General features: G+C 72.2%; 24 protein-coding genes and 1 pseudogene. 15 read left to right on the top strand and 10 right to left on the bottom strand.

The features are described from left to right. Positions 1-189: 189 nt before the first annotated feature. A complete protein-coding gene (locus ACXJKB_RS19595; RefSeq protein ID WP_457191353.1) occupies positions 190-1,026 on the bottom strand; it encodes an alpha/beta fold hydrolase in 837 nt (278 codons plus the stop codon). A gap of 137 nt (positions 1,027-1,163) precedes the next feature. Between ACXJKB_RS19595 and ACXJKB_RS19590 the strand changes: the two genes are divergently transcribed. The 7 genes from ACXJKB_RS19590 to dxs are packed head-to-tail and all read left to right on the top strand — an operon-like array spanning position 1,164 to position 7,032. Then, positions 1,164-1,469: a thiamine-binding protein gene (locus ACXJKB_RS19590; protein WP_457191351.1), complete on the top strand. Its 306-nt coding sequence runs from the start codon at positions 1,164-1,166 to the stop codon at positions 1,467-1,469. Continuing rightward, complete coding sequence (locus ACXJKB_RS19585) at positions 1,459-1,863, top strand: YjbQ family protein (protein ID WP_457191349.1); 405 nt, start codon at positions 1,459-1,461, stop codon at positions 1,861-1,863. The genes ACXJKB_RS19590 and ACXJKB_RS19585 overlap by 11 nt, the downstream gene beginning before the upstream one ends. A 2-nt stretch (positions 1,864-1,865) precedes the next feature. Next, a complete protein-coding gene (locus ACXJKB_RS19580; protein ID WP_457191348.1) occupies positions 1,866-2,444 on the top strand; it encodes a GNAT family N-acetyltransferase in 579 nt (192 codons plus the stop codon). A gap of 32 nt (positions 2,445-2,476) precedes the next feature. Beyond that, complete coding sequence (locus ACXJKB_RS19575; RefSeq protein ID WP_204811200.1) at positions 2,477-2,893, top strand: hypothetical protein; 417 nt, start codon at positions 2,477-2,479, stop codon at positions 2,891-2,893. 20 nt (positions 2,894-2,913) lie between these two features. Further along, a complete protein-coding gene (locus ACXJKB_RS19570) occupies positions 2,914-4,179 on the top strand; it encodes an NUDIX domain-containing protein (RefSeq protein WP_457191345.1) in 1,266 nt (421 codons plus the stop codon). Continuing rightward, positions 4,176-5,111 carry an SMP-30/gluconolactonase/LRE family protein gene (locus ACXJKB_RS19565; protein WP_457191343.1) on the top strand — a complete coding sequence of 312 codons (936 nt, stop codon included), beginning with the start codon at positions 4,176-4,178 and terminating at the stop codon, positions 5,109-5,111. The genes ACXJKB_RS19570 and ACXJKB_RS19565 overlap by 4 nt, the downstream gene beginning before the upstream one ends. 16 nt (positions 5,112-5,127) lie before the next feature. Then, a complete protein-coding gene (dxs, locus tag ACXJKB_RS19560) occupies positions 5,128-7,032 on the top strand; it encodes a 1-deoxy-D-xylulose-5-phosphate synthase (RefSeq protein WP_457191341.1) in 1,905 nt (634 codons plus the stop codon). A 5-nt stretch (positions 7,033-7,037) separates the two neighbouring features. Here dxs and ACXJKB_RS19555 read toward each other — a convergent pair whose 3' ends face one another. Both ACXJKB_RS19555 and ACXJKB_RS19550 read right to left on the bottom strand, forming a co-directional pair. Further along, positions 7,038-8,108, bottom strand: coding sequence for a hypothetical protein (locus ACXJKB_RS19555; protein WP_457191339.1), 1,071 nt, complete (start codon positions 8,106-8,108; stop codon positions 7,038-7,040). After that, positions 8,105-8,641, bottom strand: a complete 537-nt coding sequence (locus ACXJKB_RS19550) for a SigE family RNA polymerase sigma factor (RefSeq protein WP_457191337.1) — start codon at positions 8,639-8,641, stop codon at positions 8,105-8,107. The genes ACXJKB_RS19555 and ACXJKB_RS19550 overlap by 4 nt, the downstream gene beginning before the upstream one ends. 57 nt (positions 8,642-8,698) lie before the next feature. Here ACXJKB_RS19550 and ACXJKB_RS19545 point away from each other — a divergent pair, with 57 nt between their 5' ends. Then, positions 8,699-10,288: an amino acid permease gene (locus ACXJKB_RS19545; RefSeq protein WP_457191355.1), complete on the top strand. Its 1,590-nt coding sequence runs from the start codon at positions 8,699-8,701 to the stop codon at positions 10,286-10,288. Between the two features lie 291 nt (positions 10,289-10,579). Here ACXJKB_RS19545 and ACXJKB_RS19540 read toward each other — a convergent pair. Together ACXJKB_RS19540 and ACXJKB_RS19535 are read right to left on the bottom strand one after the other, a co-directional pair. Continuing rightward, a pseudogene (locus ACXJKB_RS19540) lies at positions 10,580-12,316 on the bottom strand (3-hydroxyacyl-CoA dehydrogenase NAD-binding domain-containing protein); the annotation flags it as partial. A 35-nt stretch (positions 12,317-12,351) separates the two neighbouring features. Continuing rightward, a complete protein-coding gene (locus ACXJKB_RS19535) occupies positions 12,352-13,578 on the bottom strand; it encodes a thiolase family protein (RefSeq protein ID WP_457191335.1) in 1,227 nt (408 codons plus the stop codon). Positions 13,579-13,697: 119 nt separating this feature from the next. On the opposite strand from ACXJKB_RS19535, the gene ACXJKB_RS19530 reads away from it, so the two are divergent. The 3 genes from ACXJKB_RS19530 to ACXJKB_RS19520 all read left to right on the top strand — a co-directional run bounded on the left by ACXJKB_RS19530 (position 13,698) and on the right by ACXJKB_RS19520 (position 16,885). Then, on the top strand, positions 13,698-14,645 hold the full coding sequence (locus tag ACXJKB_RS19530) for a PAC2 family protein (protein WP_457191333.1): 948 nt from the start codon (positions 13,698-13,700) through the stop codon (positions 14,643-14,645). Beyond that, positions 14,645-15,511 (top strand): acyl-CoA thioesterase, encoded by an 867-nt coding sequence (locus ACXJKB_RS19525; RefSeq protein ID WP_457191331.1) that lies wholly within the window; start codon positions 14,645-14,647, stop codon positions 15,509-15,511. Before ACXJKB_RS19530 ends, ACXJKB_RS19525 begins: the two co-directional genes overlap by 1 nt. Before the next feature lie 171 nt (positions 15,512-15,682). Further along, complete coding sequence (locus ACXJKB_RS19520; protein ID WP_457191329.1) at positions 15,683-16,885, top strand: M23 family metallopeptidase; 1,203 nt, start codon at positions 15,683-15,685, stop codon at positions 16,883-16,885. Positions 16,886-16,910: 25 nt separating this feature from the next. Here the strand turns inward: ACXJKB_RS19520 and ACXJKB_RS19515 are convergent, their stop codons facing one another. After that, positions 16,911-17,792 (bottom strand): MaoC family dehydratase, encoded by an 882-nt coding sequence (locus ACXJKB_RS19515; RefSeq protein WP_457191327.1) that lies wholly within the window; start codon positions 17,790-17,792, stop codon positions 16,911-16,913. Next, a complete protein-coding gene (locus ACXJKB_RS19510; RefSeq protein WP_457191325.1) occupies positions 17,792-19,126 on the bottom strand; it encodes a 3-oxoacyl-ACP reductase in 1,335 nt (444 codons plus the stop codon). The genes ACXJKB_RS19515 and ACXJKB_RS19510 overlap by 1 nt, the downstream gene beginning before the upstream one ends. Positions 19,127-19,263: 137 nt before the next feature. Here ACXJKB_RS19510 and ACXJKB_RS19505 point away from each other — a divergent pair, with 137 nt between their 5' ends. Further along, positions 19,264-20,559, top strand: coding sequence for an acetyl-CoA C-acetyltransferase (locus ACXJKB_RS19505; RefSeq protein ID WP_457191323.1), 1,296 nt, complete (start codon positions 19,264-19,266; stop codon positions 20,557-20,559). 22 nt (positions 20,560-20,581) lie between these two features. Here the strand turns inward: ACXJKB_RS19505 and ACXJKB_RS19500 are convergent, their stop codons facing one another. Continuing rightward, positions 20,582-21,193 carry a class I SAM-dependent methyltransferase gene (locus ACXJKB_RS19500; RefSeq protein ID WP_457191321.1) on the bottom strand — a complete coding sequence of 204 codons (612 nt, stop codon included), beginning with the start codon at positions 21,191-21,193 and terminating at the stop codon, positions 20,582-20,584. Between the two features lie 152 nt (positions 21,194-21,345). On the opposite strand from ACXJKB_RS19500, the gene pyrR reads away from it, so the two are divergent. From pyrR to ACXJKB_RS19485, 3 genes are read left to right on the top strand one after another with little or no spacing between them, the layout of a single operon-like run. After that, a complete protein-coding gene (gene pyrR, locus ACXJKB_RS19495) occupies positions 21,346-21,912 on the top strand; it encodes a bifunctional pyr operon transcriptional regulator/uracil phosphoribosyltransferase PyrR (protein WP_457191319.1) in 567 nt (188 codons plus the stop codon). Next, the gene (locus ACXJKB_RS19490; RefSeq protein ID WP_457191317.1) at positions 21,909-22,847 is read left to right on the top strand and encodes an aspartate carbamoyltransferase catalytic subunit; all 939 of its coding nucleotides are present in this window, start codon (positions 21,909-21,911) and stop codon (positions 22,845-22,847) included. The genes pyrR and ACXJKB_RS19490 overlap by 4 nt, the downstream gene beginning before the upstream one ends. Next, entirely contained in the window at positions 22,847-24,115 is a 1,269-nt protein-coding gene (locus ACXJKB_RS19485; RefSeq protein ID WP_457191315.1) for a dihydroorotase, read from the top strand. Before ACXJKB_RS19490 ends, ACXJKB_RS19485 begins: the two co-directional genes overlap by 1 nt. Before the next feature lie 288 nt (positions 24,116-24,403). On the opposite strand, the gene ACXJKB_RS19480 is transcribed toward ACXJKB_RS19485, so the two are convergent. Together ACXJKB_RS19480 and ACXJKB_RS19475 are read right to left on the bottom strand one after the other, a co-directional pair. After that, complete coding sequence (locus ACXJKB_RS19480; RefSeq protein ID WP_457191313.1) at positions 24,404-25,075, bottom strand: DUF3060 domain-containing protein; 672 nt, start codon at positions 25,073-25,075, stop codon at positions 24,404-24,406. Positions 25,076-25,121: 46 nt separating this feature from the next. Then, the gene (locus tag ACXJKB_RS19475) at positions 25,122-25,922 is read right to left on the bottom strand and encodes a VOC family protein (protein WP_457191311.1); all 801 of its coding nucleotides are present in this window, start codon (positions 25,920-25,922) and stop codon (positions 25,122-25,124) included.

Genomic DNA, 25,922 nt, shown 5'->3' with positions numbered 1-25,922 from the left:
ACCATCGCTGACGAGCTCAACGACCGTCCCCGCAAACGCCTGGGCTACTACACACCCCGCGAACGCCTGACTACGTTGATCCAAGAAGATCTCAACCGCGTTGCAACGACTCCCTGAATCTGCCGACTCGGATCTTCCACGTTGTGCGCGCGATCCCCGGATATCCGGGGATCCCGCCGGCGAGCGCCGTCAGCGCGCCAGGAAGTCCAGCAGCGCCCGGTTGAACTCGTCGGCGTGGCTCACGTTGAAGCCGTGGGGCGCGTCCCGGACGACGACCAGCTCCGAGCCGGAGATCGCCTCGTGGGTGCGCCTGCCCGAGCCCTCGAACGGGACCGTGGCGTCGCTGTCGCCGTGGATGACGAGCGTCGGCACGGTCACCTGGGTGAGGTCGTCGCGGAAGTCCGTCGTGCCGAAGGCCTCCATGCACCCCAGCGCGGCCTTCTGGTCGCTCTGGTGGCACATCGCGATTGCCTCCTGGCGCTGCTCCTCGGTGACCTTGAGGTCGCCGCCGGCGGAGAAGAAGTCGCGGGTGAACCCGTCGAAGAACGTCGTCCGGTCCTCCTCGAGGCCCTTCGTCATCTCCGCGGCGGCCTCCTCGGTCAGCGGGCCGTCCGGGTTGTCGTCGCCCTTCAACAGGTACGGCGGGACGGCGGCCGCGAAGACCACCGAGTGGAGCCGGTCCTGGCCGTGGCGGGCGACGTAGCGTGCCACCTCGCCGCCACCCATCGAGAAGCCGACGAGGGTGACGTCGGTGAGCTCGAGTTCGGAGAGGATCCCGTCGAGGTCGTCGGCCAGCGTGTCGTAGTCGTAGCCCTTGGACGGCTTGTCGCTGCGCCCGAAGCCGCGGCGGTCGTAGGCCACGACGCGGTAGCCGGCGGCGCTCAGGGGACCCACCTGCTCGCTCCACGACTCGCCGGACAGGGGCCAGCCGTGGATGAGGACGACCGGGCGGCCGGAGCCGCCGGAGTCCTCGACGTGGACCTTGGTGGAGCTCAGCAGGCCGGAGCTTGCGGTGACGTCAGGCACGCGGTGTCCCTTCGTTGGGGCCCTCCGGGGGAGGGCCGGTCACTGGTGCTTCGAACGTAGGCACGGTTCCGGATGGGTCGTTCCACCCGCCGGGGTGGCCCGGGCAGGCCGGGCGGCGGGTGCCCTAGCGTGGCGGCATGATCGTCGCCTTCTCCCTGTCACCGATGTCCAGCGACCCGACCGGTTCGGTCACCGACGCGGTGGCGGCCGCCGTCCGGGTCGTCCGCGAGTCCGGCCTGCCCCACGAGACCAACGCGATGTTCACCAACATCGAGGGGGGGTGGGACGAGGTGATGGCCGTGGTCAAGCGGGCCGTCGACGCGGTCTCGGCGGCCTCACCGCGCGTCGGCCTGGTGCTCAAGGCCGACATCCGACCCGGCTACGACGGCCAGCTGACCGCGAAGGTGGAGCGCATCGAGGAGGCGCTGCGCGATGCACAGTGAGACCCGCAGCTATCGCACCGGCAGCGACGAGGTCGTGCTCGACCTGACGCAGGACGCCGTCGAGTTCGTCGCCGACCGGGGGGACGGGCTGCTGCAGGTGTTCGTCCCGCACGCGACGGCCGGCATCGCGGTGATCGAGACCGGCGCCGGGTCGGACGACGACCTGCTGGCGGCCCTGCGCGACCTGCTGCCCCCTGACGACCGGTGGCGCCATCGCCACGGCTCCCCGGGCCACGGTCGCTCGCACGTGATGCCCGCGATCGTGCCGCCCCACTGCACGGTCCCGGTCCTGGGCGGGCGGCTCACGCTCGGGACCTGGCAGAGCATCTGCCTGGTCGACCTCAATGTCGACAACGACGAGCGCGAGGTGCGCTGGTCGTTCCTGGAGGGATGACCGTGGACGTCACTATCCGCGAGGCCGGCGACGTCGACACCCCGGCGGTGGAAGCGGTCGTCGAGGCCGCCTTCGGCGACCATGGTGCCTCGGTCAACGACGTGATGGCGCTGCTGCGCGGGGTCGAGGACATGGCGGTGGAGCTCGTCGCCGAGTCGGACGGCGAGGTCGTCGGCTGCGTCGCCCTCTCACGCGCGTGGCTGGACGCCCGGGAGCGGCTTGTCGACGTCCTGGTGCTGAGCCCCCTCGCCGTGGCGCCCGACCACCAGCGGCAGGGGATCGGCGGCCGCCTGCTCGCCCAGGTCCCCGACGTGGCCGAGCGGCTCGGTGCACCCCTGGTCTTCCTCGAGGGCGCCCCCGACTACTACGGCAGCCACGGCTGGAGCGCGGCCTCGGTCCACGGGCTCGAGCGCCCGTCCCGTCGCATTCCCGAGCCCGCCTGCCAGGTCCTCCTGCTGGGCAGGCACGAGCCGTGGATGACCGGTCGCCTGGTCTATCCCGACGTCTGGTGGCGGCTCGACCTGGTCGGGCTGCGCGACCCTGACCTCGCCGAGATCGAGAAGGCGCTGGGGTCAGGCTGAGAGATCGAACATCTGTTCGATATACTGGGGTGGTGTTCCCCGCCCCCCAACCCCGCCAGCGGCCGACGCCGCCGCAGGGCCACGCGGGCGTCGCGCCCCCGGGCTGGCCGCGGCAGGTGCGACCCCCCGATGCGCCCGACTGGGAGGTCACAGCGGCCAGCTGGCTGCTCGACCTGTGCCCGCCCGACTACCGCCGCTTCTCCGGCCTGCGCCGGCACGTCGTGGTCCTCGCTCGTTTCGCCGTGCTCCACGTCGAGGCACAGCAGCTGGCGACCCGCCGCGGGCTCAGCGAGATCCGCGGTGACCTGAAGGACGTGGCTGACGAGGCGGTCGTCCTGGCGGCGGTGCAGACCTTCCAGCTCGAGGACGCCCGCCTGCTCGGCGTACGACGCGAGGTGGGGCTGGTCGAGGACGCCCTGCGGGGGCGTCGCTACCGCGTGCGGATGTGAGCGGTCGCTAGGGTCGCCCGATGCACAGGTTCGCCGCCGTCGCCGTGATCGATCCGCGCGGGCGGCTGCTGATGCAGGAGCGCGGCGACGACGCGCTGCACGAGCCCGGTCGCTGGGGCTACCCCGGGGGCGACCTCGAGGCCGGCGAGGACTTCGTCGACGCGGCCGTCCGCGAGCTCACCGAGGAGACGGGTCTCGTCGTGGACGCCCGCGACCTGGAGTCGCTGGGGGTGCGGCAGTTCCGGAGCGACGGTTGCGGCGGGGACGACGAGTTCGAGCTGTTCGCCGTCCGCACCGCCGCCGCGGCGTCCGAGGTCACGTGCGGCGAGGGCGTCCGGATGGCCTTCGTCGACCTCGCTGACGTCGCCGACCGACCGCTCCACCGGGCGACGCGGCTGACCCTCGACGCGGTGCGCGAGTGGCACGCGGTGCCACCTCCCGTCGACTTCGTCCAGGTGGCCCTCGTCGACCCCCGCGGGCGCGTGCTCATGCAGGAGCGCGACGACCGTGCACCCGCGTGGCCGGACATGTGGTGCCTCCCGGGCGGCGGGCTCGAGCACGGTGAGCAGCCGGTCGACGGGGCGGCGCGCGAGCTGGCGGAGGAGACCGGCGTCGTGGTGGACCCTGCCGACCTCGACGACCTCGGCCGGTTCACCCAGTCGACCCACCGCTATGGCGTCTTCGCTGCGCGTACGACGCTGGGGGACGACGACGTCGAGTGCCACGAGGGCCGGCAGATGGTCTTCGTCGCCCCCGAGCGGCTGTCCGGGCTCGACGTCATCCCGGCCACCCGCCTGGTGGAGCCCCACCTTCGGGACTGGACAGCGGCCCATCCGTTCGACCGTGGACCCGACCCGAGGCGCTTCGCCGGGATCATCCTCGTCGACCGCCGCGGCTGGATCCTGCTGCAGGAGCGCGACGAGTTCCCGCGCATCGACCCGGAGAAGTGGGGCCTGGCCGGCGGCCACGTCGACCCGGGCGAGGACTTCGAGCCTGCCGCCCACCGTGAGCTCGAGGAGGAGACCGGCGTACGCCTGCCTGCGGGCGGGCTGCAGCTGTTCCGCGAGTTCGTGGTCGACCACCGCGAGGCCTACGGCACGTGGGACGTCATGCAGGTCTTCGTGGCCGCCACTGACCTGACCGACGCCGACATCGACTGCCGCGAGGGACGCCAGATCGTCTTCGTCGACCCGGCGGTGGCGCGCGGGCTCGACCTCAGCTCGGCGGCCACCGACATCGTCCCGGCCTTCCTCGACAGCGACGTCTACGCCAGCATGGCGCCATGACCGCCCAGACCCTCACCGTCCACCCCGTCCCGTCGATGGGGGCGGAGGACGTGCTCGTCGCGCCCGACGGCACCGTCTTCACCGGCACCGAGGACGGCGCGATCTGGGCGCTCGACCCCGCGACGGGAAGCACCCGCCGGGTCGCCGACACCGGCGGTCGCCCGCTCGGCATCGAGCTGCTGCCCGACGGCGACCTCCTCGTCTGCGACGCGAAGCGGGGCGTGCTGCGGGTGTCGCCCACGACCGGCGCCGTCGAGGTGCTCGTCGGCGAGGTCGGCGGTGAGCCGATGAGGTTCTGCAACAACGCCGCGGTCGCCGGTGACGGCACCGTGTGGTTCAGCGACTCCTCGCTGCACTACGGCGTGGAGCAGTGGAAGGACGACTTCGTCCAGCACACCCGCACCGGTCGGCTGCTGCGCCGCGACCCCGATGGCTCGGTCGAGGTGGTGCTCACGGGGCTGGCGTTCGCCAACGGCGTCGCCCTCGCCGCCGACGAGTCCTTCGTCGCCGTGGCCGAGTGCCGCGGCCGCACGGTCGTACGCCTCTGGCTGGCCGGCCCGCGCGCGGGGGAGCGCGACCACCTCGTCACGGACCTCCCGGGCTACCCCGACAACATCAGCCGGGGCAGCGACGGGCTGATCTGGGTCGCGGTCGCGAGCCCGGTCGACGGCCTCGTCGAGCGGCTCGGCACGGCCCCGATGCCGCTGCGCAAGGCGGTCACACGGATCCCCGAGGCGCTCCAGCCCAAGCCCGCGCGGACGATCCGGGTGCAGGCCTACGACGACGACGGCCGGCTCGTCCACGACCTCGACCTGCCGGGCCCCGAACGCGGCGCCGGCTACCACATGGTCACCGGCGTCCGGGAGCACGACGGCAGGCTCTGGCTGGGGAGCCTCCACGAGCCGGCGGTGGCGGTCCTCGACCGTCCATGAAATAGACTCTCGCCCCATGGCTCTCCTCGACTCGATCGGCTCCCCGAGCGACCTCCGCGGGCTCTCCGCGGAGCAGCTCGACGAGCTCGCTGCCGAGATCCGCGACCTGATGATCCGCACCGTCGCGACGAACTCTGGGCACCTCGGCCCCAACCTCGGCGTCGTCGAGCTGACGCTGGCCATCCACCGGGTCTTCGACTCCCCGCGCGACCGGGTCGTCTTCGACACCGGCCACCAGTCCTACGTGCACAAGCTCGTGACCGGTCGTCACGCCGACTTCGCCACCCTGCGCAAGGAGGGTGGAATCAGCGGCTACCCCAGCCAGGCCGAGTCCGACCACGACATCGTCGAGAACTCGCACGCCTCCACCGCGCTGTCCTACGCCGACGGGCTGGCCAAGGCCTACGCCATCCGCGGTGAGGACCGGCACGTCGTCGCGGTGATCGGCGACGGCGCCCTCACCGGCGGCATGGCGTGGGAGGCCCTCAACAACATCGCGATCGCGAAGAGGAGCCGCCTCGTCATCGTCGTCAACGACAACGAGCGCTCCTACACCCCGACCATCGGCGGGCTCGCCACCGCGCTCACCTCGCTGCGCACCAACCCGCGCTACGAGCAGGTCCTCGACCTGGTCAAGAAGCGGCTCAACGCCGTCCCCGGCGTCGGGCACGCGGCCTACGACGCGCTCCACGCCGTCAAGAAGGGGATGAAGGACGCGCTCGCCCCGCAGGGGCTGTTCGAGGACCTCGGCCTCAAGTACGTCGGACCCGTCGACGGCCACGACCGCGCCGCGATGGAGCAGGCGCTGACCAACGCGAAGCGCTTCGACGGCCCCGTCATCGTCCATGCGCTCACGCGCAAGGGCCAGGGCTACGACCCCGCCCTGCGGCACGAGGCCGACCAGTTCCACGCCCCCGGACCCTTCGACGTGCAGACCGGTGCGGAGAAGCCCAAGGGCAAGATCTGGACCGACCACTTCTCCGAGGCGATCGTCGACCTCGGCGCCCGCCGCGAGGACGTCGTGGCGATCACCGCGGCGATGATGCACCCCGTCGGTCTCGACGTGTTCGCCGAGAAGTACCCCGAGCGCACCTTCGACGTCGGCATCGCCGAGCAGCACGCCGTCACCTCTGCCGCCGGACTGGCGATGGGCGGCCTCCACCCCGTCTTCGCGGTCTACGCGACCTTCCTCAACCGCGCCTTCGACCAGGTCCTGATGGACGTCGCGCTGCACAAGTGCGGCGTCACGTTCGTGCTCGACCGCTCGGGTGTCACCGGCGACGACGGCGCGAGCCACAACGGCATGTGGGACATGTCCATCCTCCAGGTCGTCCCCGGCCTGCGGCTCGCCGCGCCCCGTGACGTCACGCGGCTGCACGAGCTGCTCGACGAGGCCGTCCTTGTCGACGACGCCCCGACGGTGGTCCGGTTCCCCAAGGGCCCGCCGCCCGCGGACGTGCCGGCGATCGACCGGGCCGGAGGCGCCGACGTGCTCGTCCGCTCGGGCGACCGCGACGTGCTCGTCGTCGCGGTCGGCTCGATGGCGACCACGGCCGTCGAGGTCGCCGCGCGGCTCACCGACCAGGGCATCGGCGTCACCGTCGTGGACCCGCGCTGGGTCAAGCCGGTCGACCCCGCCCTGATCGACCTCGCGCGCGAGCACCGGCTCGTGGTGAGCATCGAGGACAACGGGCGCGTCGGCGGCTGCGGCGCGACGCTCCTGCAGGCCCTCAACGACGCCGGCGTGCGTACGCCGTTCCGCCTGCACGGCATCCCGCAGGAGTTCCTCGACCACGCCAAGCGCGACGTGATCCTGGCGCGCATCGGCCTCGACGCGCAGACCCTCGCCCGGTCGATCGTGGAGGACGTCACCGCCCTCGACAGCAGGCCCAGCGTCGTCGAGGTCGACCACACCGCCTGATCAGCTCACGGAGCGGCGAAGTGCAGGCCGGCCGGCAGCTGGAACTCGCCGAGCGCCGGCAGGTGCTCGCCGGGTGCGCAGGCGCCGGTGAGCGCGTCGCAGGTCAGGAGCCAGCCGTCCATCGACGCCTCGTCGTCCATGCCGTCGAAGGCGAGCGTCGCCACGGTGGTCGGGTCGAGCCACTGGTAGCCGACCGCCCACTCGTGGCCGTGGTCCAGCGTGACTCCCCGGCCCGTCGTCGTGTCGACGACCTTGCCGATGTCCGCGTCGTCCAGCGACAGCAACCCGGCGTCGGGGGAGAGGTCGGCGAACTCGCGCGCTGACACGTGCAGGGTCGTGCCCTCGCGTTCGAGGAGCACCGTCCGGCCCGGGGCGGTGCGGACCAGGGTGCCGGACTCGGCGTCGAGGACCACCGCGCGCGGGTCCGTGTCGATGGTGCGGTAGCTGCTCGGCGTCGACGGCTGCCAGGCGTACACCCCGGCCGAGTCGGCGAGGTAGACCTCGGCGCCGTCGATCGCCGTCACCCGCGGCCGCTCACCGGGGAGGGCCGGCCCCCGGACGGTGGCCCCGTCGGACACGTCGTAGCGCTCGACCCGTCGGTCGGCCCCGACCCAGGCGACGAACGTGCCGTCGGACACGAGCTCGGCGAGGTCGGTGTCCGGCGCCATCGTCTCGCCGACGACCCGGTCGCGACCGTCCTGCCACAGGTGCACGCGGTGGCCGGGATCCGTGTAGACGACGTCGTCGCCGACCCAGACCCAGGCCCGGACCTCGGCGGCGAGGTCGACGGACTCCCCGCCGGCCGTGTGCAGCGTCCGCCCGGTCGTCCAGGTCAGGGGCTGGACAGCGGCCGGGGGACTGCCCGCGACCTGCCCGTCGTCCCCGCCCCGGGTGCCGAGCAGCGCGGCTCCGGAGACCACGGCCACGACGGAGGCCGCAGCTACGCCTCCGACGAGGGCGGCGCGCCGGCGGCGTACGACTCGCTCGCCGTCGCGGGCGATGGCGGCCAGGTCGACCTCCGGCGCCTCGAGGTGGTCGGCACGGTCGCGCATCAGGTCGTTCAGCAGCCCGGTCATCGGGTCACCTCCAGCGGGTCGGGGGGGAAGAGGTCGGGGTCGGCGATCCGGTCGCCGAGGCGCGTGCGGAGAGTGCGGAGGCCGGTGGAGACCTGGCTCTTGACGGTGCCGACGGCACAGCCGAGGACCGCCGCGGTCTGGACCTCGGTGAGGTCCTCGTAGAAGCGGAGCACGATCGCAGCACGCTGCCGCGGCGGCAGGGCCTGCAGCGCCTGCCAGAGCAGGTCCCTGGTGGCCACCTCGTCGTCGTGACCGGCCCCGACCCGCTCGGGCACGGTGTCGACGGGACGCTCGCCCCAGCTGCGGCGGCGGTACCAGGTGATCGCCGTGGTCGTGATCGCCTTGCGCGTGTAGGCGTCGGCCTTGCTCGGGTCGCGCAGTCTCGGCCACGCGACGTACGTCTTGGTGAGCGCCTCCTGGAGCAGGTCCTGGGCGAGGCCACGGTCACCGACCAGGAGGTACGCCGTGCGGTGCAGCGAGGCCGACCGGGCGGCGACGAACTCGGCGAAGGCTGCCGGATCTCGTCGTGGCATCGCTGGGTCCTGACTGCTCGGGGGTGCTCACCCCTACCGACGATCCCAGCACCCCGGATGGTTGGGTCACCCGCGACACGCGAGACCGGGAGGCGCGGGAGGGCCGGTCGGGTCTACCTTGCAAGGATGAGTCTCTTCCGGACCAAGTCAGTCGAGCAGTCGATCGCCGAGACCGAGGAGCCGGAGCACCGCCTCAAGAAGAACCTCGGTGCCCTCGACCTCACGATCTTCGGTGTCGGCGTCATCATCGGCGCCGGCATCTTCGTCTACACCGGCCTGGTCGCCGCGACCAACGCCGGACCGGCCATCTCGTTGTCGTTCCTCATCGCCGGCCTGGCCTGCGCGCTCGCGGCCCTCTGCTACGCCGAGTTCGCCTCGACGGTGCCCGTCGCGGGGAGCGCCTACACGTTCTCGTACGCCACCTTCGGCGAGCTGATCGCCTGGATCATCGGCTGGGACCTCGTGCTGGAGTTCACGGTCGGTGCCTCGGCGCTGGCCGTCGGCTTCTCCGGCTACCTCACGGCCCTGCTGGACGGCACTCCGCTCGAGATCCCGGCGACGTTGACCTCCGCCAGCGACGGCGTCGTCAACCTCCCGGCGATCGTGATCACCCTGGTCTGCGCCTCGGTCCTGATCGGCGGCATCAAGCTCTCCAGCCGGGTCAACCAGATCGTGGTGGCCATCAAGCTGAGCGTCGTCGCCCTCGTCATCATCGTCGGCATCGCGCACGTCAAGACGTCCAACTACACCCCCTTCATCCCGCCGAGCCAGCCCTCCTCGGGCGCGGACGCCTCCGCCTGGAAGACCCCGCTGATCACCTCGATCTTCGGCCTCGAGCCGGCGGTCTTCGGGATCGCCGGGGTGATCGCCGGTGCCGCCATCGTGTTCTTCGCGTTCATCGGGTTCGACGTCGTGGCGACCACCGCCGAGGAGACCAAGAACCCGCAGCGCGACGTCCCGATCGGGGTGCTGGCGTCGCTCGCCATCGTGACGGTCCTCTACATCGCGGTCTCCCTCGTCATCACCGGCATGCAGAACTACCGCGACATCGACCCCGATGACGCGGCACCCCTCGCGACGGCGTTCGAGAACGTCGGGTTGCACTGGATATCGGACCTGATCGCCATCGGGGCCACCATCGGGCTGACCGTCGTCGTGCTGATCCTGATGATGGGCCAGACGCGGGTCGCCTTCGCGATGGCGCGTGACGGTCTGCTGCCCGTCGGCCTGGCCAGGGTCCACCCGACGTTCGGTACGCCGTACCGCATCACCGCGGTGACCGCGGTCATGGTCTCGGTGCTGTCCGGCTTCGTGCCGTTCGAGACGCTGGGCGACCTGGTCAGCATCGGCACGCTGTTCGCCTTCATGCTCGTCAGCGTGGGTGTGCTGATCCTGCGCCGGACGCGCCCCGACCTGCACCGCTCGTTCCGGGTGCCGGGGATCTACGTCGTCGCCACCGCGTCGGTGCTGCTGTGCGGATACCTGATGCTCAACCTGATCGCCGAGACCTGGTTCCGCTTCCTGGTCTGGATGGCCATCGGGCTCGTCGTCTACTTCGCCTACGGCCGCTCCCACAGCCGGCTCGGACGCGGGGACTACGACAAGCACACGCGTCCTGCCGACGCCGCTGCCGACCCCAGCTCCTGACGTCGAGCCGGCGCGTCCTGGCGCCGAACTGACGTCGAGCATGAAGGTCAGCCCGCCGTTCCAGAACGAGAACCCGGCCCCGGTGATCATCGCCAGGTCGATGTCCTGCGGGGCGGCGACGACGCCCTCGTCGAGCATCAGGCGCGCCTCCTCGGCCAGGCCGGACAACGTCTGCTCCCGCACCTCCTCGGCGGTGAGCACGACGGGGGACGACGGCTTCTCGAGCAGCTCCTCCACCTCGGGGTCGAGGCGACCGTCGGGGCCGTAGTAGGCGCCCTTCCTGGCCGCGACGACCCTTTCGAGGGCGGGGGAGACGTAGAAGCGGTCGGGGAACGCACCCTTCAGCGTCTCCACGTTGTGCAGCGCGATCGCCGGCCCCACCAGACCGAGCAGCTGGTGAGGCGGCATCGGCGCGATGCCGGCGAAGGCGCTGTCGGCGACGCCGACGGAGGTGCCCTCGTCGACGATCCGGCCGACCTCGCTCATGAACCGGCCGAGCAGCCGGTTGACGATGAACGACGGGCTGTCCTTGACCAGGATCGTCGTCTTCTTCAGCGCCTTGCCGGTGGCGAACGCCGTGGCCAGCGTGGCGTCGTCGGTGGCGTCGCCCTTCACGATCTCCAGCAGCGGCATGACCGCGACGGGGTTGAAGAAGTGGAAGCCCACGACCCGCTCGGGGTGCTCGAGGTCGGCGGCCATCTCGGTGATCGACAGCGACGAGGTGTTGGTCGCCAGCACGCACTCGGCGCTCACGACCTTCTCGACGTCTGCGAAGACCGTCTTCTTGACCGACATCTCCTCGAAGACGGCCTCGATCACGAAGTCGGCGTCGCCGAAGGCGACCTGCTTGTCGGTCTCGCCGGAGACCAGCGCCTTGTGGCGGTTGGCCTTGTCCTGGTTGATCCGGCCCTTGGCGAGCAGCTTGTCGATCTCGGCGTGGACGTAGGCCACGCCCTTGTCGGCGCGCTCCTGGTCGAGGTCGGTCAGCACGACGGGCACCTCGAGGCGTCGTACGAAGAGCAGCGCGAGCTGGCTCGCCATCAGGCCGGCACCCACGACGCCCACCTTGGTCACCGGGCGGGCGAGCGACCTGTCGGGCGCTCCCGCCGGCCGCTTGGCCCGCTTCTGGACGAGGTCGAACGAGTAGAGCGAGGCCAGCAGCTCGGCGGTCTGCGACATCGCCTCGAGGGCGTCGTCCTCGGCCGCGAAGCCGGTGTCGCGGTCGGTGTCACGCGCTGCCGCGATGAGCTCGACCGCCTTGGCCGCGGCGGGGGAGCCGCCGCCGGTCTTGGCCGCGACGATGCCGCGGGCGCGCTCGATCGCCGCGTCCCACGCCTCGCCCCGGTCGACCTCGGCGCGCTCGACGACGGTCTCGCCGCGGAGCACGGAGGCCGCCCAGAGCAGGGACTGCTCGAGGAAGTCGGCACCGTTGAAGACCGCGTCGGCCAGCCCGAAGTCGTACGCCGCCTGCCCGCCCAGCGTCCTGCCCTGGTTGAGCGGGTTCTCGACGATCAGCGTCACGGCCTTGTCGGCACCGACGAGGTTGGGCACCAGCCACGCGCCGCCCCAGCCGGGGACCAGGCCGAGCATGACCTCGGGCAGGCCGAGGGCCGGCGCGGAGTCCATCACGGTGCGGTAGGTGCAGTGCAGCGCCACCTCGAGGCCGCCGCCGAGGGCGAGGCCGTTGACGAGGCCGAACGACGGCTTGCCGCCGTCCTGCAGCTTGCGGAAGACCGCGTGCCCGAGCTCGGCGACCGTTCGCACGGCGTCGGGGCCGCCGCCCTGGATCGCGTTGAGGTCGGCGCCGGCAGCCAGGATGAATGGCTTGCCCGTGACCGCGATCGCGTCGATCGTGTCGTCGGCCAGCGCCGCGTCGATCGCGGTGTTGAGCGCGAGCAGCGAGGCCGGTCCGAACGTGTTGGGCCTGGTGTGGTCCTCGCCGTTGTCGAGGGTGATCAGGCCGATGGACGCGCCCGGCAGGCTGACGGTCCGCAGGTGGGCCTGCGTGACGCGCTCGGCGTCGGACACGATCGCCTGCGCGCGCTCGAAGATGCTGACGTCGTTCACTTGGACTCTCCCATCGAGTCGGGGGTCGCGGCCGCACCGGTCCAGTGGGGGTTCTCCCAGATCACCGTGCCGCCCATGCCGATGCCGATGCACATGGTGGTGAGGCCGTAGCGGACCTCGGGACGCTCCTCGAACTGGCGCGCCAGCTGGTTCATCAGGCGTACGCCGGACGAGGCGAGCGGGTGCCCCATCGCGATCGCGCCGCCGTAGGGGTTCACCCGCAAGTCGTCGTCGGCGATGCCGTAGTGCTCGAGGAAGGCGAGCACCTGCACGGCGAACGCCTCGTTGACCTCGAAGGCCCCGATGTCGTCGATCGTGAGGCCGGCGAGCCGCAGCGCCTTCTCGGTCGCCGGGATCGGGCCCGCGCCCATCACCTCGGGCTCGACGCCGACGAAGGCGTAGGTGACCAGGCGCATCTTCACGGGGAGGCCGAGCTCGCGCGCGGTCTCCTCGTCGGCCAGCAGCGCGGCGGTGGCGCCGTCGTTGATGCCCGCGGCGTTGCCGGCGGTGACGTTGCCGTGCGAGCGGAAGGGGGTCTTGAGGCTCGCGAGGGACTCCATCGTCGTCTCGGGGCGCATCGGCTCGTCGGTCGTGGCCAGCCCCCAGCCGGCGTCGGCCGAGCGGGTCGCGACCGGCACCAGGTCGGGCTGGATCTTCCCGGCGTCGTAGGCGGCCTTCGTCTTCTGCTGGCTGCGGACGGCGTACGCGTCGACGCGCTGCTTGGTGATCGTGGGGTAGCGGTCGTGGAGGTTCTCCGCGGTCTTGCCCATGACGAGCGCGTCGGGGTTGACGATGCGCTCGGACAGGATGCGCGGGTTGGGGTCGACGCCCTCGCCCATCGGGTGGCGGCCCATGTGCTCGACGCCGCCGGCGATGGCGACGTCGTAGGCGCCGAACGCGATGCCCGAGGCGGTGTTGGTCACGGCCGTCATCGCGCCGGCGCACATGCGGTCGATGGAGTAGCCGGGGACGCTCTGCGGCAGGCCCGCGAGCAGCGCGGCGGTGCGACCGATGGTGAGGCCCTGGTCGCCGATCTGGGTGGTGGCGGCGATGGCCACCTCGTCCACCCGCTCGGGCGGCAGGGACGGGTTGCGCCGGAGCAGCTCGCGGATGCTCTTGATGACGAGGTCGTCGGCGCGCGTCTCGGCGTACTGGCCCTTGGCCTTGCCGAACGGGGTGCGTACGCCGTCGACGAAGACGACCTCACGCTGTGGTCGGGACACTGGCTACTCCCAGGCTATGAGGGGGACAGGGTGCGCTCACGTTACCCCTGAGTAACAATGCCTGCCCACCAGGGCGGGTGTGTGTCGGGTCACGGACGGCGACTCACTAGGCTCTAGCCATGGCCGACCGACTCGTGCACATCGTCGACGACGCCGAGGTGCTCGCCGATGCCGGTGACCTCACCCTCGTCGTCGTCCTCACCGGCTTCCTCGACGCGGGCAAGTCCGCGGAGCTGGCTGCTCGGCACCTGTCCGACCTGGCGGAGGGCAAGGTGGTGGCCACCTTCGACGTCGACGCGCTGCACGACTACCGCGCCCGCCGGCCCCCGGTGACCTTCGTCCGCGACCACTACACCGACTACGAGGCGCCCCGGCTGGTCGTCCGCGCGCTGCGCGACACCGGCGGTACGCCGTTCCTGCTGCTCGCCGGCCCCGAGCCCGACATCCGGTGGGAGGCCTTCGCCCGCGCCGTCCGCGAGGTCGTCGAGCGCTTCGACGTCAGTCGGGTCGTGAGCATGGGCGCCGTGCCGATGGCCGTGCCGCACACCCGGCCGATCGCCATCACGCCCCACGCCAACCGCCCCGACCTCGTCCCCGGCGAGAGCCCGTGGCAGGGCGAGCTCCGTGTCCCGGCGAGCGCGCAGGCGCTGCTGGAGATCCGGCTGGGGGAGTGGGGCATCGATGCCCTGGGGTTCGTCGCCCACATCCCGCACTACCTGGCGCAGATGGAGTACCCGCAGGCCGCGCTCGTGCTGCTCGAGCACCTCGAGATCGGCGGCCACCTCACCATCGACCTCGGCGAGCTCCGGGAGGCGGCCGAGATCACCGAGGCCGAGGTCGACCGCTACCTCTCGACCCACGACGAGGTCGGCGACGTCGTCCGAGGGCTCGAGCAGCAGTACGACTCCTTCCGCGAGGCGGAGGCCGCCGGCAGCTCGCTGCTGGCCAGCGACGGCACCCTGCCCACCGGCGAGGAGATCGGCCGCGACTTCGAGGCGTTCCTCGCCGACCTCGACGACCAGTCCAAGGACAACGGCGACGACGCCGGCGGCTGGGACGGCCGCTGATGGCGGGCAGCGCCGACGAGCTGGCGACCCTGCTCGACCTCGAGCGCCTCGAGGTCGACCTCTACCGCGGTGCGCAGGCGCGCACCGAGCGCCAGCGGGTGTTCGGCGGACAGGTGGCTGCGCAGGCGGTCGTCGCCGCCACCCGCAGCGTCGAGAGCCAGTACGTGCTGCACTCGCTGCACTCCTACTTCCTGCGCCCCGGTGACACGACCGTGCCGATCGTCTACGACGTCGAGCGGATCCGCGACGGGCGCTCGTTCGTGACCCGGCGGGTGTCGGCGCGCCAGCACGGCCGGCCGATCTACTACATGACCGCCAACTTCCAGATCCCCGAGCCGGGCCTCGAGCACCAGGACCGGATGCCGGAGGTTCCCAGCCCCGAGCAGGGGATGCCGCTGGTGGAGCTCGCGCGCTCGCGCGGCCCCGAGGCCGCCGAGCAATGGGAGCGGGAATGGTCGGCGCTCGACATTCGCTACGTGGGGATCACCGGCCAGGGGCTCCCCGAGGATCCCGATCAGCCGGCCCGGGCCCGGCTCTGGATCAAGGTCGACGGTGAGCTCTCCGACGATCCGACGGTCCAGCAGGCGGCGTTCACCTACGCCAGCGACCTCACGCTGCTGGGCGCCGCCCTGGTGCCGCACGGCATCCACATCGCCTCGCCGCGGCTCCAGCCCGCGTCGCTCGACCACACGATCTGGTTCCACCGGCCGTTCCGCGCCGACGAGTGGTGGCTCTACGACCAGTTCTCGCCGTTCGCCGGTGGCGCTCGCGGCCTGGCGCTGGCCCGGGTGTTCTCGCAGTCGGGCGAGCTCGTCGCGACGGTGGCCCAGGAGGGCCTGATCCGGCTGCGCGACGACCGCGCATAGCATTACATCCATGTAGTTCTCGGCATTTCGCTGACGGGCGTGTCGCGCGCCCATAACCTGTGATCGCTCGTGTGGCGTCTGGGACTGCGGTGAACCCATGCAACTGGTGGGACAACGGCACGGACCGGTGGCGCCCGTCCCATCCCTCCGCCGTGTCGAGGACGCTCACCCATGGGTCCGACCCCCCGAACGACCGCGCTCGTGGCAGCCGCCGCAGCGCTGTCGCTGCTCGCCCCGCTGGCCCCGGCTGCCGCGCGGCGCTCGCCGGTCACGGCGTACCAGATGCCCTTCCCGTGCGGGGAGACGTGGAGCGGTGCCACCCGGGTCGGCCACAGCCCCAGCCGCTACGCCATCGACTGGAACCGCAACCCGGACCTCGGCGCCCCGGTCGTGGCGGCCGCCGCCGGGGTCGTGACGACGGCGCAGGCCACGCCCACGGGCGGCTACGGCCGCTGGGTGGTGGTCGACCACGGCAACGGGGAGACCTCGCTCTACGCCCACCTCGCCAGCGTCGTGGTCGCCCTCGGCCAACGCGTCGACCAGGGCGCGATGATCGGCACGCTCGGCGACAGCGGCAACTCCTCGGGCTCGCACCTGCACTTCGAGGAGAAGGTCGGCCGCAGCGTGGTCCCGGCCGTGCTGAACGGCGCCGCCTACCGCGACGGCGCCCAGACGTCGGTCAACTGCGTCGACGTGCCGCTCGCCGGGGACTACACCGGCGGCCGGGTGTCCGAGGTCGCCGTCTTCCGCCGCGCGAAGAAGTCGTCGTTCGTCTTCAACTCGGGCGCGACGGTGCGGTTCGGCAAGGCGTACGACGAGCCGCTGCTCGGCGACTGGAACGGAGACGGGCAGCTCGACGTCGGGGTGCGCACGCCGAAGGTGAGCAGGTTCAAGCTCAAGACCCCGACCGGCATCGTGAAGATCAGGTGGGGGCTGCCCTCGGACATGCCGGTCAGCGGCGACTGGGACGGCAACGGCACCACCGAGATCGGCGTGCGCCGGCCCTCCGAGGGCACGTTCCACCCGCGGATGGCGGACGGGACCTCGACCCCGGTCTGGCTCGGCGACGCCGACGACCTGCCCGTCACCGGCGACTGGGACGGCAACGGCACGACCGACCTGGGTGTCTTCGACCAGGCGACTGCCACCTTCACGCTGCGCAGCGTCAACGCCTCGGGGCTCTCCGTGCTCGAGGTCGTCCAGTTCGGCGCGGCGGGCGACCTGCCGGTGACCGGCGACTGGAACGGTGACGGGGTGACCGACCTCGGGGTCTGGTCGCCGGGGTCGGCGACGTTCACCCAGGGCCTCGGCCGCGCGCCCACCTCGGCCCGCGGGGTGCTGAGGACGATCCGGTTCGGCAACCCCCGCCGCTGACGCGCGCGGCGGAGGAGCGTCGGCCTCAGGCCGGTGTCGTCCGACCGAGCAGGTGCGGCGAGCCGTCCCTCGGGTTGGTCATCGCGAAGGCCCAGCCCGGGCCGTCCTGGTGGGCGGAGTAGCGCACCGTGCTCGGCAGGAGCACCGGCTTCTTGAACGCCACCTCGACGGTGACGGCGTCGGGCAGCCGGTTCTCGATCGCGGCGACCGAGCGTGCCAGGGTCCACATGCCGTGGGCGATCTGGCGCGGGAACCCCAGCGCCCTCGCGGTCAGCGGGTGGAGATGGATCGGGTTCGCGTCGCCCGACACGGCGGCGTACGTGCGCCCGAGGTCGGCGGGCAGGCTCCACTCGACGCCGCCGGTCGGCGGGTCCGGCAGCTCGAGGCCCGGCTTCGCATCGCCGTCGACGGACCGCCCGCGCCGCAGGTAGGTCGAGGTCGACTCCCACGCGGTCTCGCCGCCACCCGACACGGTGGTGGTGAAGTCCAGCAGGACGCCCCTGGCGTGCGGGCGCGGCGTGGCGACCGAGGTGGTGACGTCGAGCGCCTCGCCGACGCCGATGGCGCGGTGCGCCGTGATCGCGTTCTCGACGTGGACCATCCCGATCGCGGCGTAGGGGAAGTCCGCGTCGCTCATGATCGCCATGTGGAGCGGGAACGCCAGCAGGTGCGGGAAGGTCACGGGTACGACGTCGCGGCGGGGGAAGCCGCAGGCGGCGGCGTAGGCGTCCACGCGGGCACGCTCGACGACGACCGCCTCGCGGGAGTAGGCGAGACCGGTGAAGTCGCGCGCGGCCCCCTTGCGGATCCCCGGCAGCCGATTGACGCCCGGCACCGCCGGCAGCGCCGCGCGGACGAGCGTGGTCAGCCCGCCCGGCTCGCCGGTGAGGGTCTTCGGCGCCGTCATCAGGCGCCCAGCATCATCTGGCCGCAGACGCGCACGACGTTGCCGTTGACCGCGCCTGAGCCGGCGCTCGCGAACCACGCGATGGTCTCGGCGACGTCGGCCGGCAGGCCGCCCTGCGACATGGCGTTGAGGCGCTGGCCGACCTCACGGGTCGCGAACGGGACGGCGGCGGTCATCTGCGTGATGATGAAGCCGGGCGCGACGGCGTTGACGGTGATCCCGTCGGGGAGCTCGTCGCGCAGGCTGTCGACGAGGCCGATGACCCCGGCCTTGGAGGTCGCGTAGTTGGTCTGGCCGACGTTGCCGGCAATGCCCGCGATCGAGGCGACGCCCACGATGCGGCCGCCGGCGTTGACGACGCCCTGGTCGAGCAGCTCGCGGGTGATCAGCTCGGGTGCGGTGAGGTTGACGGCGACGACGCTGCTCCAGCGGTCCTCGGCCATGTTGGCCAGCTTCTTGTCGCGGGTGATGCCGGCGTTGTGGACCACCACGTCGACGCCGCCGTGGTGCTCGCGCAGGTGGTGGACGATGCGCTGCGGGGCGTCCTTGGCGGTGATGTCGAGGACGAGGTGGTCGCCGTCGAGCTCCCCCATGAGGGTCTGCAGCTCGCTGGCGGCCTGCGGCACGTCGACCCCGACGACCGTCGCGCCGTCGCGGTGCAGGACCCGGGCGATCTCCTCGCCGATGCCGCGGCTCGCGCCGGTCACGAGCGCGACCTTGCCGGCCAGGGGGCGGGTCCAGTCGGTCACCTCGTCGGTGGTCACGGAGCCGTGGGCACCGATGCGGACGACCTGGCCCGAGACGTAGGCCGACTTGGGGGACAGGAGGAAGGCGAGAGTCGAGGCGATCGCCCCGTCGGCGGCAGGAGCGACGTACACGAGCTGGACGGTGCCGCCGCGGCCGATCTCCTTGCCGAGGGAGCGGGTGAAGCCCTCGAGCGCGCGCTGGGCGATCCGCTCGGACCCGGTGCGCTGCTCGGGCGGCGTGCCGATCACGACCACGCGCGGGCAGGACTCGAGGCGGCGCATGAGCGGGGTGAAGAACTCCTGCAGGGCGACGAGACCGGCGGTGTCGGTGATGCCGGTGGCATCGAAGACCAGAGCCTTGGCGCGCGTGCCCTCCTCGAGCGTGGTGGCGGACGCGATGCCCAGCCCGTCGAGGGTGGTCGGGAGGGTCTCCGCCAGGCGTCCTTCGCCGCCGAGAACGACGAGCCCGTCCACGAGCGGCGACCCGTCGGACCAGCGCTCGAGCCGGGTGGGGTCGGGCAGCCCGAGGTTCTTGACGAGCAGCTTGCCGATCGGGGTGGACACGAAGCCCTGGTAGCGGTCGCTCATGGTCGCGGTGTTCCCTTTCGCTGGTGGGACGGGACGGTGGTGTCGATGTGTAACGCGTGTTGTAACTCCGAGTCCACTTTTCGTGACGTGCCCCTCAGGTCGTTGGCCGGGGGCGACTCTCCGGCAAGGATAGGAACATGCAGCCCACCACCCGCCCCGTCGCCGTCGTCGGCGGCAACCGCATCCCGTTCGCCCGGTCCAACACCGTCTACGCCGGCGTCTCCAACCAGGAGATGCTGACCGCCGCCATCGACGGCCTCGTCGACCGGTTCGAGCTGCGCGGCGAGCGGCTCGGCGAGGTCGTGGCCGGGGCGGTGCTCAAGCACTCGCGCGACTTCAACCTCACCCGCGAGTGCGTGCTCGGCTCCCGACTCGCGCCCGAGACTCCCGCCACGGACATCCAGCAGGCCTGCGGCACGGGGCTGCAGGCGGCGATCCAGGTGGCCAACAAGATCGCGCTCGGCGTCATCGACGCGGGCGTCGCCGGCGGCACCGACACCACCTCCGACGCGCCCGTCGCGATCAGCGACAAGCTGCGCCGCAAGCTGATGAAGGTCAACTCGGCCAAGGACACCGCGAGCCGGCTCAAGGCGCTCGGCGCGATCCGTCCCGGCGACATCGGCCTCGACATCCCCCAGAACGGCGAGCCCCGCACGAAGCTCTCGATGGGCGAGCACGCCGCGCTCACGGCGCTGGAGTGGCGCATCACCCGCGAGGCGCAGGACGAGCTGGCCGCCCGCTCCCACCACAACCTCGCGCGCTCCTACGAGGAGGGCTTCCACGACGACCTCGTCACCGCGTTCCGCGGCGTCGAGCGCGACAACAACCTGCGCCCGGACTCCACGGTCGAGAAGCTCGCCACCCTCAAGCCGGTCTTCGGCAAGGGCGCAGCCGCGACGATGACCGCGGGCAACAGCACCCCGCTTTCCGATGGCGCCTCGGCGGTGCTGCTGTCCAGCGACGAGTGGGCGCAGGAGCGGGGGCTGCCGGTGCTCGCCCACCTCGTCGACGCGGAGACCGCAGCGGTCGACTACGTCAACGGCCACGAGGGCCTGCTGATGGCGCCGGCGTACGCCGTCCCGCGGATGCTGGAGCGCAACGGGCTCACGCTCCAGGACTTCGACTACTACGAGATCCACGAGGCGTTCGCCTCGCAGGTGCTGTCCACGCTCGCGGCGTGGGAGGACCCGGTGTTCTGCAAGGAGCGGCTCGGCCTCGCGGCACCGCTCGGCTCGATCGACCGCGAGAAGCTCAACGTCAACGGTTCGTCGCTCGCGGCCGCACACCCCTTCGCCGCGACCGGCGGGCGGATCATCCCCGTCGCGGCCAAGCTGCTCGCGCAGAAGGCTGAGTCCACCGGTACGGGGGGCCGGGCGCTGATCTCGATCTGCGCCGCCGGCGGGCAGGGCGTCGTCGCCATCCTGGAGCGCTGAGGTCGCGGTCGGCCCCGTCGGATCAGGTGCGGGTGAGCCGGAACCACTCACCGCTCCTGGCGTTCGACGCTCGGGTGGGTGAGGTCGCGTCGGTTGATCCGACGCCCGACACAGCGGTCACGGTCCAGCCTCGGTAGGCCCGCTCGATGTCGTGACGCACGGCCTGCTTCGGGCGCACGGGAAAGGCCCGCGGTCCGCCCGTGCGCATCAGGACGGTGGCGTCCGGCGCGGCGAGCTCGGTGACGCCGCCCGCCACGAGGGTGCGACCTGCGTCGTCGAGGCTCTGGAAGCAGCCGATGTCCAGGAAGAGGTCGAACCGGCTGCCGACCCCGGAGTGGACCAGGTGACGCACGTCGCCGATGACGAAGCGCGCGTCGTCGAGGCCGTTGCGGCGCACGGCGGTGTCGATGGCCTGACGCACGTTGTCGACCCCCATGGCGTCCCAGCCGCGATCGAGAAGGAGCTTGGTGTTGGCGCCGCGGCCACAGCCGAGGTCGATGGCCCGACGGACCCGGTCGGGCCGCAAGGCCTCCTCACGGTCGAGGAGGTGCTCGAGGGTGGGCCGGTCCTGGCGGCTCGCCTTCTCCCACGGGATGATCCCGGCGCGATATGCGGTGGCGTAGCCGATGCTCATGTGGAGTTCCTGACCTGCGTGAGCGGAAAGTGCCGCTCCCTTCGAGCGTACTCCCGTCACGGCTCCGGACCCGCCCGGCTGCTAGGGTCACCAGCGATCGACATCCTTTAACGAGCCGTCCCGTGAGGCGGAGAAGGAGGTCCGGAGCGCAGATGCCTGCCCCCGACGACACCGTCCCTGACATCAGTGGGAGGACGGAGCGCACCGTCCTCGACGCCCGTGACATCTCCCGGGCGCTGACCCGCATCTCGCACGAGCTGCTCGAGCGCAACAAGGGCGCTGCCGACCTGGTGCTGCTCGGCCTGCACACCCGCGGCGTGCCGCTCGCGAAGCGCGTCGCGGAGAAGATCGCGGCCGTCGAGGGCGCTCCGGTCGCTGTCGGCGAGCTCGACGTCACGATGTACCGCGACGACCTGCGCTCGCAGCCGACCCGGCGCGCCCACAAGACGGCGCTGCCGCCCGGTGGGATCGACGGGAAGGTCGTCGTCCTCGTCGACGACGTCCTCTTCTCCGGCCGCACCATCCGCGCCGCGCTCGACGCCCTCGCCGACCTCGGCCGGCCCGGCGCCGTACGCCTCGCCGTGCTCGTCGATCGCGGGCACCGCGAGCTGCCCATCCGCGCCGACCACGTCGGCAAGAACCTGCCCAGCGCCCTGGCCGAACGCGTCAGCGTGCGCCTGGCCGAGGTAGACGGCACCGACGAGGTGACCATCTCGTGAAGCACCTGCTCTCCATCGACGACCTCTCCACCGACGAAATCCTGCAGCTCTTCGAGACCGCCGCCGACATGCACGACGTGCAGAGCCGCGAGGTCAAGAAGCTGCCGGCGCTGCGGGGCCGCACGGTCGTCAACATGTTCTTCGAGGACTCCACCCGCACGCGGTCGTCGTTCGAGATCGCCGGCAAGTGGCTCTCCGCCGACGTCATCAACGTCAGCGCCAAGGGGTCGAGCACGTCCAAGGGCGAGAGCCTGCGCGACACGGTGCTGACCGTCTGCGCGATGGGCGTCGACGGTCTCGTCATCCGCCACCCGGCCAGCGGGGCCGCCGTCCAGGTCAGCCAGTGGGTCGACGCCGCGGTGGTCAACGCCGGCGACGGGATGCACGAGCACCCGACCCAGGCGCTCCTCGACGCCTACACGCTCCAGCGCCACCTCGGCTCGCTCGAGGGCCGCCACGTCGCGATCATCGGCGACCTGACCCACAGCCGGGTCTTCCGGTCCAACGTGCAGTGCCTGACCCGCCTCGGCGCTCGCGTGACCGTCGTCGCGCCGCCGACGCTGATGCCCAGCGGGATCGGCGCGTGGTCGGCCGCGGCCGGCTTCGAGACGTCGTACGACATCGACGCGGTCCTGCCGGAGGCCGACGCGGTGATGATGCTGCGCGTCCAGCGCGAGCGGATGTCCGGTGCGTTCTTCCCGAGCGCGCGGGAGTACACGGTCGGCTACGGCCTGACCCGCAACCGGTTGGCCCTGCTCAAGCCGGACGTCCCGATCTGCCACCCGGGACCGATGAATCGCGGCCTCGAGATCGCCGCCGACGCCGCCGACGCGGCGCAGTCGGTCGTGCTGGAGCAGGTCTCCGGCGGCCTGGCGATCCGGATGGCCGTGCTCTACCACCTGCTGGCCGGGGACACCCGGGGAGGAATTGCCTGATGTCGCTGGTGATCAAGGGAGCCTCGCTGCTCGGCGAGCAGACCTGGGACCTGTACGTCGACGACGCGGGCGTCCTCGTCGACGAGGCGCCGTCCGGCGCGGAGACCATCGACGCCGACGGCCTGGTCGCCCTGCCCGGGCTCGTCGACCTGCACACCCACCTGCGCGAGCCCGGCCGTGAGGACGCCGAGACCATCCTCACCGGCTCGCAGGCCGCCGCGCTCGGCGGCTACACCGCGGTGTTGGCGATGGCGAACACCTCGCCCGTCACCGACACCGCCGAGGCCGCCACCCGCGTCTGGGAGCTCGGCCGCGAGGCGGGGCTGGTGCACGTGCAGCCGGTCGGCGCAGTGACCCGTGGCCTGGCCGGCGAGGAGCTGGCCGAGCTCGGGCTGATGCACCGCTCGCGCGCGGCCGTGAAGGTCTTCTCCGACGACGGGAAGTGCGTCCACGACGCGCGGGTGATGCGCCGAGCGCTGGAGTACGTCAAGGCGTTCGGCGGCGTCGTCTCGCAGCACTCGCAGGACCCGACGCTCGCCGGTCCGGCCGCCTGCTGCCACGAGGGCGAGCTGTCCGGCCGGCTCGGGCTGCCCGGCTGGCCGGGGATCGCCGAGGAGGTGGTCGTCGCCCGCGACGTGATGCTCGCCCGGCACACCGGCTCGCGGGTCCACGTGGCCCACGTGTCCACCGCCGGCTCGGTCGAGGTGCTGCGGTGGGCGAAGGCGCAGGGCATCGCGGTCACCGCCGAGGTCACCCCGCACCACCTGCTGCTCACGACCGACCTGCTCACCGGCTACGACCCGACCTACAAGGTCAACCCGCCGCTGCGCCCGCAGGAGGACGTCGACGCGCTCCGCGAGGCGCTCACCGACGGCACGATCGACGCCGTCGCGACCGACCACGCGCCGCACGCTCGCCACGATAAGGAGCACGCGTTCGTCGACGCGGCCTTCGGGATGCTCGGGATCGAGACCGCGCTCGGCGTGGTCCGCACGGCGCTGCCCGACCTGTCCTGGACCGACGTCGCCCGGGTGATGTCGACGGCTCCCGCGCGGATCGCGGGACTGACCGACCAGGGGCGGCCGCTCGAGCCCGGCTCGCCGGCCCACGTCGTGCTCGTCGATCCCGACACCGCCGTCACCGTCGACCGCGACGCCTCCGCGTCGCTCTCGCGCAACAACCCCTGGCACGGGCGCAGCCTCACCTCTCGGGTCGTGCACACCGTGTACGGCGGGCGGGTGACCGTTCGCGACGGCGCGCTGGCCTGACCCGGCGTACGTCCGCCTTTGCCGGTGAGTCGCCCAGAGACTCAACGTGCATCCCGGGCGTGTCGGGGTCGGGGTCGCGTCCCCTGGCCGGTGAGTCGCCCACAGACTCAGGGGCCATTGCGGGTGTGGGTGGCGGCAGATGACGTGGTCGGGGGTCGCGCACCTGCGATGTGCCGCCACCCTCGGGGGACGGGCGGCGATACGCCGCCACCCTCGGGGACGGGCGGCGATGTGCCGCCACCCTCGCGGCTGGGCCGCGGCCGGGCAGCGTGCCGGCGCCGCCCAGGCTCAGCGGCGGCGCCGGGGGCGGAGGTCGAGGACGTTGGCGTCGCCGCGGTCACGGAGCGTCGTACGACCGCGCGTGACCGTGACGGCGTTGCGGTCGCCGGTGAGCACGAGCTTGTCGGCACGTCGCAGCCCGACGACGTTGTCCGAGCCCGTGATCCGCGTGCGGTAGGCCTTGCGGGCGGTCACGGCGTCGGCGCCGCGCAGGCGGGCCAGGTTGACGACGTCGGCGGTCAGCGTCGACGAGGTGCTGGACAGCTCCGCCAGCTCCACGAGGCCCGCGACGGTCACCGTCGTGCCGGGGCCGCTGACGACCAGCGACCGCACGGACGGGGTGGCGAGGCTGTTGCCCGCACCGGTCACCTCGACGTCGAGGAGTGGCTTCGCGGTCACCGCGGTGCCCGTGCCCTCGAGGACGAGCCGGGTGGCTGCCGGCATCGTGATGGTCGCGTGGTCGGCGCTCACCCGGACGACGCCGCATGTGCCGCGCAGGTCGTAGGCCACGTCGTCCCAGGCCAGCACCGTCTCGGCGCCGACCTCGCACTGGACCGGCAGGACGGGCGCGACGGCCTGCGCGGGGGCTGCGCCCGTCGCGGCGGCGGGCCCGAAGGTGGGCGCGGCGACGAGCCCGGCGGCGAGCGCGAGGACGGGCAGGACGCGGTGGGGGGAATTCACATACCGACAGTACGCACGGCGGAGTCAGCGTGGGCCGTGGGGTCTGTCACACGCCGGCGACGCGCCCGGTGGCCGGGTCGCGGTCGGTCAGGCAGTAGACCTGGCCGCCCGGCGCGGTGAGCACGGTCCAGAACGCGTTCACCGAGACGACCTTCGCGCCCAGGCGTACGTGCTCCTGGGCGTCGGTCTCGCGGTGAGCCGTCGCGAGGTCGGGGTGCGCGCGGACCGGGCCGTCGGGCTCGTCGAGGCGCTGGAGGAGGAGACGCACCCGCCCGTCCTCGACCAGCCGGACGAAGTGGGGGAGGCTCTCGACCTGCGGCTCGCGGCCCGTCAGCTCGGACCAGAACGCCACCTCGGACTCCCAGTGGACGGCCGGGACGTCGAGGCACACCTGGTCGAGGACCGTCGTCCCGTCGCGGACCAGGGTCGGCTCCCCGTCGAGCAGCGTGTGGCAGAAGACCAGGCCGCCGGGGGAGCGCACCACCTCGACGTCGTGGTAGCGCCAGGCTGCGGTGGCACCGAGGTCGCCGGCCCGCGCGACGGTCGCCGGGCGATCGGTCGAGTCGAGGTCGAGGTGCACACCGGCCGGGCCGTCCACGGCCTGCAGCTTGACGTACGCCGATCCCGCCGGCGGCAGCAGCGTCAGGAACTGGCCCTCCTCGCCGCGCCGCGCGGACGGCGGCCAGCCGGTCACGGCCGACCAGAACGCGACGGCCTCCTCGTAGGCGTCCGCGGGCGTGTCGAGGAAGACCTGGATCCACTCGGGTCTGGCGCTCGTCCCGGGGTCCCCGCGGCCTTGTCCGGGGGAGCGGAGCGGGGGAGAAGAAGGTCGTGGGGTGTTGCTCAT

The sequence above is a fragment of the Nocardioides sp. P5_E3 genome (genome assembly GCF_054049275.1).
Note: the sequence above shows the minus strand (reverse complement) of the source record. Positions and strands in the feature narration are given on the sequence as shown.